An 11,345-nucleotide genomic window follows, 5' to 3' on the forward strand; every position below is an offset into this window, starting at 1 on the left:
GGCGAATTGCCGCCCGCGGCACAGGTCAAGCTGCTGCGTGCGCTGCAGGAAGGCGAAATCGAGCCGATCGGCGCTCGCAGGAGCCTGCCGGTCGATGTCCGCGTGATTTCCGCGACCAACCGCAATCTGATCGCCGATGTGAAGTCCGGCCGGTTCCGCGAGGATCTGTTCTACCGGCTGCATGTCTTTCCGATCTCTGTCCCGCCTCTCCGGGAGCGGCCTGAAGACATCCCCGACCTCGTCCGGCATTTCCTGGTTCGCTTCTGCGCCGAGGAAGGCAAGACGGTGAAGGCAGTCTCCGGCGAGGCCATGGCGCTCCTCAATCATGCGCGCTGGCCGGGCAATGTCCGTCAGCTCGAGAACGCCGTGTTCCGGGCCGTGGTGCTTGCCGATGGCGAGGAGATCGGGGTTCAGGAATTTCCACAGATCGCGGCGCGCGATTCCGTCGTAAACGCCTCGGACGCGGCGACGCTGGTGCCGGACGAGGCCGCCGCCCGCGGCGGAAGCGACCTCGCGCTGGTGGTTGATCCGACGCCGTCCTTTGCCCCGGACCGGCTGGCGCTGCTCGACGGCGCGCATATTCGCCCGCTCGACGAACTGGAAGCCGAGATCATCCGCTTTGCGATAGCCCATTACCGCGGCCAGATGTCGGAAGTCGCGCGCCGATTGCGAATCGGGCGGTCCACCCTCTACCGGAAGCTCGAAGGGCTTGAGTCGCCGGGCCAAATCCCTGAGGGCGGGAACGATCCCGTGGCTGCGGGGTAACATTTCGGCCAATAACGCCGGTCGCGAGGGCGTTATTGCCGCAGCAAGATTGCGCCGCGGCAAAAATTCGCTTCTGTTGCGGCGTTGCCGTTAAGATGCCTGCAATCGATGATATTTGTGCTCCGCTCGGGGCTCGGCTTGGGAGATTGTAATGCGCGGCCACCGCATTGACCGCATTCTGGCGAGCTCCGCGCTTGCCCTCGTTCTTGGAATGACCGTACCGGCGTCGTCCCAGTCGGTGAGCCCGGAAGAAGTGGTCCGGATCGAAGGCCGGAGCGACGCGGCAATGCCGGCTTCCGTCTCAGTCAGCGCATCGGCCGAGCCGCTCGTTACCCAGTCGATCGCCCCGCCCAGTGCCGAGCCCGCCACCGCTGCGCCCACCGCCGCAGAACCGGCGGCGGAGACGGCGCAGCCGGCCGCAGCGCCCGCCTCCGAACCCGCCGCCCAGCCCGCGGTGACGGTCGCCGACCAGGCATTCTCGGACAAGCTGCGCGAGCTCATCACCGGCCGCAATGCGGATCGCTATTTCGCCCGCCGCAACGAGCGCACCGGCGCCGAAGCCTTCTACAAGGAGCGCAACTACGAGCCGATCTTTGTTGCGAACGGCAAGCGTTCCGAAGCCGCCGACAAGGCCATCGCCTATCTGCAGCGCGTCGACGAGCACGGCCTGGAGCCTGACGATTACCAGATCCCGTCCTTCAAGGATGGCGATCTCGATGCGCTGGCGGAAGCCGAATTGCGCCTGGCCGGCGAGCTTCTGCAATATGCCCGCCATGCCTCGATGGGCCGCGTCCATTACTCGCGCGTCCACAACGACATTGGCTTCGAACGCGAGGCGCCCGATCCGGCTGATATCCTCAAGGAAATCGCCAATTCCAAGGATCTTAAGGCGACGCTGGATTCCTTCCAGCCGCCGCATCCGCAATATCGCCGGCTGAAGGCGAAGCTTGCCGAACTGCGCGGCAAGGCAGACGCGCCGGCCGAGGAGATCGTGCGGATTCCGGACGGTCCGAGCATGAAGCTGAATATCAGCGACCCGCGCGTGCCGCTGCTGCGCAAGCGCCTGAAGGTCGCAGGCGACGAGACCTCCACGGTCTACGATCAGACTGTGGCCGATGCGGTGAGAGCCTACCAGCAGAGCGCCGGGCTTTCCGCCGACGGCATTGCCGGTCCGGCCACCTTCCGCGCGCTGAATGCGGCACCCAAGAGCGAGCGCAACGTCGACATCATCATTGCCAATATGGACCGCTGGCGCTGGTTCGGCCGCGATCTCGGCAGGAACTACGTGCTGCTCAACATTCCCGAATACCGTCTGCGCCTGTTCCGCGACGGCAAGCTGAACTGGGAAACCAAGGTGGTGGTCGGCAAGCCCGAGCAGGCGACCCCGATCATGACCGGCTCGATGCGCTTCATCACCGTCAATCCGACCTGGAACGTGCCGCCCTCGCTGATCGCGAACCGCTATCTCCCGGCCTTGCGGCAGGATCCGGCGACGCTGGCCCAGCTCGGCCTGCGCATGGAGCAGAACCGCGACGGCACCGTGCGCATGTTCCAGCCGCCAGGCGACAAGAACGCGCTCGGCCGCATCCGCTTCAACTACCCCAACAAGTTCCTGGTGTATCAGCACGACACGCCGGACAAGCACCTGTTCGCCCATGACCGGCGGGCCTACAGCCATGGCTGCATGCGGGTCGAGAACCCGCTGGTCTATGCCGAGAAATTGCTGTCGATCACGCTGCCAAACGAGAAATACACCGCCGAGCGTCTGCGCTCGATGTACGGGCCGTCGGAAATCAACATCAACTTCCCGACCGCCATACCGGTGCATCAGTCCTACGAAACGGCCGTGGTCGACGAAGCCGGAAACCTGCGGATATTCGCCGACGTCTACGGCCACGATGCCCGGCACATCGCGATCCTCAAGTCATCCAGCGAGCGCCGCGTCGCCGACGTCGCCCAGGCCACCCGGCCGACTGGAACCGGCATTCCGGCGGACCAGTTGCGCTACCAGATGCGTGAGGCAAGCCCGTTCGCCGACTGGTTTTCCTCGCGAAATAGCGGACGCCGCGTGGTCCAGGGCGACCCGGTTCAGAGCTTCTTCGGCCGGCTGTTCCCGTAACTACCGGCGCCGGGGCAGGACGTTCCAGACCGCCCGTTAACCATCCAGTTGGCGGGCGGTTTTGTGATTGGGGACAAGGCCATATTTCGCCACAGTCAAATCTTATCACAATCGCGACAACGCGTCGGGGGAAGATAATCTCGCGTTAACCCAGCCTCGTAACAGTGCGTTAGCCACGCTGCGCCGCAGCGCGGACCGCCTGCTTCTCGTGTCAACAGCCAACGGAATGCTTCGTGCCAGTCGGTAAAGCGCGCAAGGCCAGAGGGGGGACTGCTCAGCGCGTTACGCAGCGCCTCGCGCTCGCGGCGATCCTCACGATGCTGGGGTCCGAGGGCCTGCACACCGCGGTCGCCAACGGCGACACCCGCACCATCTCGATGCACCACGTGCATCGCGGCGACGAAATCACCGTCACCTTCAAGCGCAACGGCCGCTACGACGACGACGGCCTGAAAAAGCTCAATCATTTCCTGCGCGACTGGCGCACCGACGACGTCACCACCATGGACCCGCAGCTCTTCGATGCGGTCTGGGAGGTGCAGCGCGAGTTCGGCATCGACAAGAAGGTCCACGTCATTTCGTCGTATCGCTCGCCGCGCACCAACGAGATGTTGCGCCGGCGCTCGAACGGCGTGGCGCGCCATTCCCTGCACATGGAGGGCAAGGCGCTCGATTTCTTCATCCCTGGGGTGCCGCTCGAAAAGGTGCGCGAAGCGGGTCTGAGGCTCCAGCGCGGGGGCGTTGGTTTCTATCCGTCCTCGGGCTCGCCATTCGTGCATATGGACGTCGGCAGCGTGCGGCACTGGCCGCGCATGACCCGCGAGCAGCTGGCCCGGGTGTTCCCGGACGGCCGCACGGTGCATTTGCCGCTCGACGGCAAACCGCTTGGCGGCTATGCGCTGGCCCAGGCCGATCTGCAGAATCGCGGGGCGAATGCGGCCAGGACCGGCTCCAATCCGCTGGCGCGTCTGTTCGGCATCAAGCCGAAGCCAGCTGCGGATCAGGATGACGACGAACCGACCAAAACCACGCAGGTTGCCTCCGCCGCCTTCCCGGCGCCAATCGCGCCGCGCGGACGCGAAAACCCGCTGGCAGGCGCACAGACCGAGGTCTCGTCCGCCGGCGCTGCGCCCGCCGCCGATGCAGCCGCCACGCTGCCGTTGCCGAAGGCCCGGCCCGCCGACGCCCCTGCCGCGACGCAGATGCCGCTTCAGATCGCCTCAGCGCAATTCCAGCCGCCGCGTCCACCCGCAGCGATCCCCGGCAGCGCAGGGCGCGCGGCCAATACGCCAAACGACGTCATTCTCTCCCGGGGCTATTGGTCGGGACGGCCTGATTTGCCAGGTGAGACTGCAACCGGCTCCATCGGCCCCTTCGCCGCGCCGCCCGGATTCGGTGAGGGTAGGCCCGGCGACCTGATGATGGCCTATGCGCGGGATATTGACCCGCAGCCGTCGCCGCAACGCGCCCGCCCGGCCGCGATGCAGGCCGCGCGTGCGGTCCCAGCGGTGGCGCCCAACACAACCATCGCCGCCAAAGGCAGCCCGGATACGCCCACCCTCGTACAATCGGCGCCGCCGGCCTCGAAAAAGGCCAGGGCCGCGCATCGCCGTTTCGACGGCCCGTGGATGCGCGCCCTGATCGTGACCCCGAGCGTTGCGCGTTTCATGACAACGACGCTCTATGGAGCGCCGGATTTCCGCACGCTGCAGCCGTTCCTGCGCGCGCCATCGACCCTGGTGGTCATGCGATTTGGCGGCGAGCCGCAAAGCGGTCCTTCGCCGGTTCGTTTCGAGGGCCGCGCCATCCAGTTTCTGACGACGGCAAGCCTTGCGCCTGTTGGCAGCGCACAGGCGCGATAGGCGGCTCGCCGCCCCTCGTCGTCACAGCGCCCGACAACATCGCCAGCGTATCGCGCAAAACCTTCCGCTGCCGGTCAGGCCTTCAGCATGCCGAGCGCATGCATGTAGGTCTCCAGGATTGATTCCTGTTCCTCGCGTTCGGCCGGCTCGATCTTGCGCAGCCGGATAATCTGGCGCAGCGCCTTCACATCGAAGCCGTTGGCCTTCGATTCGGCGTAGACATCGCGAATGTCGTCCGCGATCGCCTTTTTTTCTTCTTCAAGCTTCTCGATCCGCTCGACGAAGGCTTTGAGCTGATCCTTCGCGAAGCGGAAGGACGCGTCATCGTTCTGGGCGGCGGCGGACGCGGGCATTGCAACGTTTCTCCTTGTGTCTGGGCGCTTGTTTTCGGGAGCGGCCGCCTGAGGGTCAAGCATCCATTGCCGCTGCGCCCGTCATCCACAGGCGTCGATCCCAAGCCTCAAATCTGAAAGAATATGTTGCGTTCAGGAAAGCAGGGTCTTCGCTTCGCGAACACGTTTTTCCATCAGCGCACGGGCCGTCATCTCGACCCCAAGCGCCGCCGCCTGACCCGACCATAGCGGCGTGAAATCGCCCGAGCCTGCAGCCTCGGCCCTGGCGCGCAGCGGCGCGATCGCACCGGCTGCGAGCGGAAAGGCCGGCGCCTCGGAGATCGGCCCGAGATCGCGCATCAGGCGGTTCATCAGCCCCCGCGCCGGCCGCCCGCGCGCGATGACGGTACGGCGCTGACCAATCTGAACACGATGGTCGCGTTGCCGTTCAACAGGTCGCGGACGCCGAGATAGGTATAGACGCCGCTTGCCGGCACGAGCACGGCGAGAGTGACGCGCGTGGTGATGTCCAGACGCTGAACGCCGTCGCGCAACGGCGACGAAAATCTCGCAGATGACATGATGGCTCCGGCGGCTTCTGCCGCATCCTGTACAACGGCTTCGTTGTGCGTCTTGAAAATGGAGCGCCCCTTGGCTTCTGTGTCGTGCAACAATCCGCCGATAATGTGTCGCGCGACAGCGCGGTGCGCCGCAGGCTTGCCGCCAGACGCACGACGTCATTTTCTAATTTTCAGAATATCAGCTCGGCGCCGTGCGGGTTGTCGCAAGATCGAGCGACACCGCGACCAGGCCCGGATCGTCCCGGTCTTCTTCGACGGAAAAGCCGAGTTCGCGGCACATCGTCAGCATCGTCGCATTGTCCCGCAGCACCTGACCGTGGATCCGCGACAGCCCTTCCTTTTGCGCATATTCGATGATCAGCAGCATCAAGGCATAGCCGAGGCCGTGACCCTTCTGATCGGAACGCAGCAGGATGGCATATTCCCCGGTGCGGTGATCGGGATCGGCATGCAGCCGCACCACCCCGATCAGCGCGCCGCTTTCATCGAGGGCGAGCAGCGCAATCGAGCGGCCGTAATCGATCTGCGTCAGTTTCGCGATGAAGGCATGGCCGATATCCTTGACCAGTCCGAAAAAGCGCAGCCGCATGTCTTCCGGCGTGACGCGCCGGAAGAAGTCCTCGTAGAGCGGCTCGTCCTCGGGACGTACCGGCCGCACCGCAACCGTACGGCCGTCGCGCAAATCCAGCCTGCGCTCCCATTCCTTTGGATAGGGCCGGATGGCGAAATGCGCATGCCGCGGCCGGCCTGCGGCGTTCGGCGCGACATCGATCGATATGCGGGCATCCAGCGCGACCACACCCTGCTCGTCAGCCAGCAGCGGATTCAGGTCGACTTCGAGGATTTCGGGAATGTCCGCAGCAAGCTGCGACAGCCGGACCAGCACGCGCGCGACCTCGTCGCGGCGCGCGGCGGGCACATTGCGGTACGCTTCGAGCAAGCGCGCAATGCGGGTGCGGCCGATCAGTTCCTGTGCGCCGTGCTCGTCAAGCGGCGGCAGCGCGATCGCCTTGTCCTTGACGATCTCGACCGCAACCCCGCCATGGCCGAACACGATCACCGCGCCGAAAATCGGATCGCGGGCAAGACCGGCGATCAGCTCGCGCGCCCGCGGCCGCAGGATCATCGGCTGCAGGAACACTCCCTCGATGCGCGCATCCGGCTTGATCCGCCGCGCATTGGCGATCACGGTCTGCGCGGCCTTGCGAATATCGGCTTCGCTGGTCAGGTTGAGCCGGACACCATCGACATCGGATTTATGCTGGATGTCACGCGACAGAATCTTCACCGCAACAGGGCAGCCATCGGCAAGCAAGTCGTGCGCGGCTTGCGCCGCTGCATCCGGGTCGGCGGCCTTGCGCAGCGGGATTGTGGGAATGCCATAGGCGCGCAGCACCGCGCCGGTTTCGAACGGATCGAGCCAGTCGCGGTTGTCGCCTCGCGCCGCATCCACGATGGCGCGCACCGCGGCCTCGTCGCCCTTGAAATCGTCGGGTGCCGCGGCCGGCCGCGCCATCAGGGACTTCAGCAGATCGCCGCGCCTTGCCAGATGGGCAAAGCCGCGGACCGCCTCGATCTCGGTGGCGAAATGCGGCACATGCGCCGTGCGGAACACCGCTTCGATCTCGGCGGGCGCACCGAGCCAGGACGTCAGCACCGGCTTGGTCTTCACGTTGCGCGAACGCTGGCGGACCACAAATTCGCTGACCGCCTTTGCGGTATCGAGCGAGGATGCGAGCGCGGTCTGCACATTGAGAACGACGATCGCATCGTTCTGCGGATCGTCAATCAGTGCGGAGAGCGCATCGATATAGCGCTGCGCATCGGCATCGCCGATGATGTCCACCGGATTTGCGCGCGACCAGATCGGCGGCATCGCCGCATCGAGCCGCGCCGTTGCTTCGTCCGAAAGCCCGGCGGGCCGATAACCCTGATCGACCAGGCTGTCCACCGCGAGCACGCCGAAGCCGCCGCCATTGGTCAGGATCGCGAGCCGGTTGCCCTCGATGCCGCGATAATGCGCCAGCGTGCGTGCGGCCGCGAACAGTTCTGCCATATCCTGTACCCGCAGCAGACCGGCGCGGCGGAATGCCGCGTCATAGACCGCATCCGATCCGGCCAGCGCCCCGGTATGCGTCGCTGCGGCCCGCTTGCCCTCGTCATGGCGGCCGGACTTGATGACAACCACCGGCTTCACCCGCGCCGCAGCCCGCGCCGCCGACATGAATTTGCGGCTCTCCTTCACGGACTCCACATAGAGCAGGATCGCCTGCGTCGCCGGATCGAGCGCGAAATAATCGAGCAAGTCGCCCACATCGACATCGAGCTGATCGCCGAGCGAAACGATGGCGGAAAAGCCGATGTCGTGCCGCATGCCCCATTCCGCCATGGCGGCGGCAATCGCGCCGGATTGCGAGATCACCGCAAGTGCGCCGCGCTCCGGCATGACGGCGGCGAAGCTCGCATTCAGCGCGGCATGCGGCGCGATCACGCCGAGGCAATTCGGGCCGATGATGCGCAAGCCGCGCGCCCGCGCCGGCGCATGCATGCGTTCTGCGAGCGAACCTTCGCCATGGCCCAAGCCTGCGCTGAGCACGATGGCGGTCCCTGATCCGCGCTGCGCCGCCGTTTCGACGATTGCCGGCACCGTCGCCGCCGGCGTTGCGATCACAACGAGGTCGGGTACTGCGTCGAGCCCATCAAGCGAGGCGACGCAGCGCCGCCCGCCAATCTCGCCATAGTTGGGATTGACCGGATCGATGCGGCCGGCAAAGCCCGCCGCGATCGCATTGGCATACACCGCCCCGCCGAGCGTCTTGGGCTTCGGACTGGCGCCGACAATCGCTATCGATTGCGGCGTGAAGGCGCGGGTCAATCCATAGATGGACATGGAAACGGCCGGGTGCGTGAATCCTCAGACAGACCCATGCTACCCGATCGCGCCGCGATCCCTGACCTGAATCAATCGTGCGGATTTGCCGCGCTTCAACGCAAATAAAATTTCACCCCGCCGGGGAGATCAGCGCTCGACGAAAGCCTTCTCGACCACGAAATGGCCGGGCTCGCTGTGGTTGCCTTCGGCAAAGCCCTCGGCCTCGAACATCACCCGAAGGTCTTCCAGCATCGCCGGGCTGCCGCACAACATGACGCGATCGGTATCGATCGAGAGCCGCGGCTGATCCATGTCATCGAACAGTCGTCCGGTTGACAACAAATCGGTGATGCGGCCGCGATTGCGGAACGGTTCGCGCGTCACGGTCGGGTAATAGTGCAGCTTGCCGTCCAGCATCTCGCCGAAAATCTCGTCCTTGCGCAGCCGCTTGACCACGTCCTCGCCATAGGCGAGTTCGGAGACCTGGCGGCAGCCATGCACCAGCACGATGCTATTGTAGCGCTCATAGACGTCCGGGTCCTTGATCAGGCTGACGAAGGGCGCAAGGCCGGTGCCGGTAGACAAGAGCAGAAGCCGCGATCCGGGCAGGAGATTGTCGAGGATCAGCGTGCCGGTCGCCTTGCGGCCGACCAGAACGATGTCGCCCTCACGGATCTTCTGCAGCCGCGAGGTCAGCGGGCCGTCGGGCACCTTGATGCTGAAGAATTCGAGATTGTCCTCGTAATGGGCGCTGGCCATGGAATAGGCGCGCAACAGCGGCCGGCCCTCGACTTCGAGGCCCATCATGGCGAATTGTCCGCTCTGGAAGCGGAAGCCGGCGTCGCGGGTGGTGGTGAAGCTGAACAGCGTGTCGGTCCAGTGCCGGACCGAGAGAACCTGTTCCCTGTTGAGTGCACTCATGTTGTTTCCAGAAGCCGGGACGGAACGGCGCTGCATCGCAAAAAATCAACGCTTGTGCACCCCAAAAATCGCGGATTCTCGAACAAAACAAAGGACATCTGCAAAATGTGCATGGCGCAGGCCAAACATTCTCCGAGGCCCGCCAAAAGGAGAAGGGCCGCCCTTTCGGACGGCCCTTCCATTGTCAAACCGCAGCCCGGTTTCGCGGACTGGTCGTTTCTGCCGTGTCAGGCAGTCGCGTCCTCGAACGAGCCGAGGGACCAGTTCACAAGCCTCCGCGTCTGCGGCGATAGACAATGAGACACTGGATCACCTCCTTTCGGTTGTTAACGATGCATCGAATCTAGGCAGAGCCCCCCGATTCGAAAAGATCAAAAGTCCGGCAGCCCTGCCTGCGGCGCCATCAGTGGCGGTGGGACTTCTCGAACGCCGCCTTCTGCTCGGGCGTGGCCTCTTTCTGATATTTGGCGCGCCATTCCTCGTAGGGCATGCCGTAAACTGCCTCGCGGCTCTGGTCCTTCGACAGCGGAATGCCTTTTTGATCGGCAGCTTCCTTCATCCAGTTCGAGAGGCAGTTACGGCAGAAACCGGCGAGATTCATCAGGTCGATATTCTGTACGTCGGTGCGCTCGCGCAGGTGCGCGACCAGACGGCGGAAGGCCGCGGCTTCAAGCTCAAGGCGGGTCTTTTCGTCCATTTGGAACCTCGTGGCGTCGTTTTTTGGGAAGATAGGACCATCCGGACGGGATTGCCATTGCGGCGGCAGCCGGCCCAGGGTGGATGACCGGGTGACGGGTGACTTGGCCGCGGCGAGCCCATAAAAGCGCACTGAGCACAAACCGGCCGTCCATGTCCCTGCCCGCAGCCTCACTCGCCGAACGCCGCCGCGAGGGCACAGCCCTTGCCGCACTGGTCGTGGGCGCCATCGCGATGGGAGCCTCGCCGCTCTTCGTGCGGATGGCCGATGTCGGCCCCTTTGCCAGCGCCTTCTGGCGCACGGCGCTGGCGCTGCCCTTCCTGGCCGTCTGGGCCGCGATGGAGCCGAAAGCGCAGCGGTCCCCGCTGAACAACCGCAGCGTCTGGCTGTCGGGCCTGATGTTCGCGGGCGACCTGTTCTTCTGGCATCTCGCCATCCTTGCGACCACGGTCGCCAACGCCACCTTCCTTGCCACCACCGCACCGCTTTTTGTCGTCATCGGCGCCTGGTCCCTGCTCGGCGAGCGTATCCAGCGGCGCGGCATTGCCGGTCTGATGCTGTGCCTGTTCGGCGGCGCGGTGCTGGTCGGCCACAGCTACGGCTTTGCCCCTGAACGCCTGACCGGCGACTTTTATGGCATTGTCACCGCCGTGTTCTTCGCCGGATACATGCTGGCCCTGCGCGCTGCGCGGCGCGACATCGGCGCCGGCACACTGTCCTTCGTCTCCGCCGCGATCACAACCGTCATCCTCTTCGTCGTCGCCTTTGCAATGGAGCCGCGATTGCTGCCGCAATCGATGCACGGATGGGCGGTGCTGATCGCGCTCGCCTTGATCTCGCAGGTCGCGGGGCAGGGCCTGCTTGCGTTCGCGCTCGGCACGCTTCCGGCGCCGTTTTCATCGCTCGTGATTTTCCTCGAAGCGGTCGCCGCCGCCTTGCTGGCTTACGTCGTGCTGCACGAAGCGCTCTCGATCATGCAATGGGCGGGCGGTGTGCTCATCCTCGCCGGAATCTTCATCGCCCGGCCACGCCATCCCGCACCCGGAACGTTACCGTGACTTTGCCGTGACTCTACCATGACCTCGCACCGTGACTTTCTCGAAGACCTGTTCCGGACCGCGATCGCGGCTGCGCATCCGTCACGCTGCCTGCCGCAGCTTCTGCCGGACGCTCCGCAATCCGGAAAGCTGATCCTG

Annotated in this window: 10 protein-coding genes; 4 read left to right on the top strand and 6 right to left on the bottom strand. The window is 65.0% G+C overall.

The window, feature by feature from the left end; genetic code table 11:
* The 3 genes from ACK41X_RS20415 to ACK41X_RS20425 all read left to right on the top strand — a co-directional run.
* The coding region (locus ACK41X_RS20415) for a sigma 54-interacting transcriptional regulator (RefSeq protein WP_409727088.1) at positions 1-765 on the top strand (765 nt) is incomplete at its 5' end.
* Positions 766-916: 151 nt separating this feature from the next.
* On the top strand, positions 917-2,884 hold the full coding sequence (locus tag ACK41X_RS20420) for a murein L,D-transpeptidase (RefSeq protein ID WP_409727091.1): 1,968 nt from the start codon (positions 917-919) through the stop codon (positions 2,882-2,884).
* Between the two features lie 233 nt (positions 2,885-3,117).
* Positions 3,118-4,746: a DUF882 domain-containing protein gene (locus ACK41X_RS20425; RefSeq protein WP_409727094.1), complete on the top strand. Its 1,629-nt coding sequence runs from the start codon at positions 3,118-3,120 to the stop codon at positions 4,744-4,746.
* 74 nt (positions 4,747-4,820) lie between these two features.
* Here ACK41X_RS20425 and ACK41X_RS20430 read toward each other — a convergent pair whose 3' ends face one another.
* The 6 genes from ACK41X_RS20430 to ACK41X_RS20455 all read right to left on the bottom strand — a co-directional run bounded on the left by ACK41X_RS20430 (position 4,821) and on the right by ACK41X_RS20455 (position 10,149).
* Positions 4,821-5,099: a DUF2312 domain-containing protein gene (locus tag ACK41X_RS20430; protein ID WP_409727097.1), complete on the bottom strand. Its 279-nt coding sequence runs from the start codon at positions 5,097-5,099 to the stop codon at positions 4,821-4,823.
* Positions 5,100-5,231: 132 nt separating this feature from the next.
* Complete coding sequence (locus ACK41X_RS20435; protein ID WP_409727099.1) at positions 5,232-5,450, bottom strand: hypothetical protein; 219 nt, start codon at positions 5,448-5,450, stop codon at positions 5,232-5,234.
* Positions 5,450-5,659 carry a hypothetical protein gene (locus ACK41X_RS20440; RefSeq protein WP_409727102.1) on the bottom strand — a complete coding sequence of 70 codons (210 nt, stop codon included), beginning with the start codon at positions 5,657-5,659 and terminating at the stop codon, positions 5,450-5,452. The genes ACK41X_RS20435 and ACK41X_RS20440 overlap by 1 nt, the downstream gene beginning before the upstream one ends.
* 178 nt (positions 5,660-5,837) lie before the next feature.
* Positions 5,838-8,549, bottom strand: coding sequence for a bifunctional acetate--CoA ligase family protein/GNAT family N-acetyltransferase (locus ACK41X_RS20445; RefSeq protein ID WP_409727104.1), 2,712 nt, complete (start codon positions 8,547-8,549; stop codon positions 5,838-5,840).
* Between the two features lie 129 nt (positions 8,550-8,678).
* Positions 8,679-9,452, bottom strand: a complete 774-nt coding sequence (locus tag ACK41X_RS20450) for a ferredoxin--NADP reductase (protein ID WP_409727106.1) — start codon at positions 9,450-9,452, stop codon at positions 8,679-8,681.
* A 403-nt stretch (positions 9,453-9,855) separates the two neighbouring features.
* A complete protein-coding gene (locus ACK41X_RS20455) occupies positions 9,856-10,149 on the bottom strand; it encodes a DUF1244 domain-containing protein (protein ID WP_409727109.1) in 294 nt (97 codons plus the stop codon).
* A gap of 152 nt (positions 10,150-10,301) precedes the next feature.
* Between ACK41X_RS20455 and ACK41X_RS20460 the strand changes: the two genes are divergently transcribed.
* Entirely contained in the window at positions 10,302-11,207 is a 906-nt protein-coding gene (locus ACK41X_RS20460; protein ID WP_409727112.1) for a DMT family transporter, read from the top strand.
* Positions 11,208-11,345: the final 138 nt, after the last annotated feature.

It is taken from the genome of Pseudorhodoplanes sp., assembly GCF_046289595.1.
Taxonomy (GTDB): domain Bacteria; phylum Pseudomonadota; class Alphaproteobacteria; order Rhizobiales; family Xanthobacteraceae; genus Pseudorhodoplanes.

Bases quoted from the DNA above. Each gene is read 5' to 3' on its own strand.
- ACK41X_RS20455 (WP_409727109.1), bottom strand. From the start codon at position 10,149: ATGGACGAAAAGACCCGCCTTGAGCTTGAAGCCGCGGCCTTCCGCCGT.
- ACK41X_RS20460 (WP_409727112.1), top strand. From the start codon at position 10,302: ATGTCCCTGCCCGCAGCCTCACTCGCCGAACGCCGCCGCGAGGGCACA.
- ACK41X_RS20430 (WP_409727097.1), bottom strand. From the start codon at position 5,099: ATGCCCGCGTCCGCCGCCGCCCAGAACGATGACGCGTCCTTCCGCTTC.
- ACK41X_RS20445 (WP_409727104.1), bottom strand. From the start codon at position 8,549: ATGTCCATCTATGGATTGACCCGCGCCTTCACGCCGCAATCGATAGCG.
- ACK41X_RS20450 (WP_409727106.1), bottom strand. From the start codon at position 9,452: ATGAGTGCACTCAACAGGGAACAGGTTCTCTCGGTCCGGCACTGGACC.
- ACK41X_RS20435 (WP_409727099.1), bottom strand. From the start codon at position 5,450: ATGAACCGCCTGATGCGCGATCTCGGGCCGATCTCCGAGGCGCCGGCC.
- ACK41X_RS20440 (WP_409727102.1), bottom strand. From the start codon at position 5,659: ATGTCATCTGCGAGATTTTCGTCGCCGTTGCGCGACGGCGTTCAGCGT.
- ACK41X_RS20420 (WP_409727091.1), top strand. From the start codon at position 917: ATGCGCGGCCACCGCATTGACCGCATTCTGGCGAGCTCCGCGCTTGCC.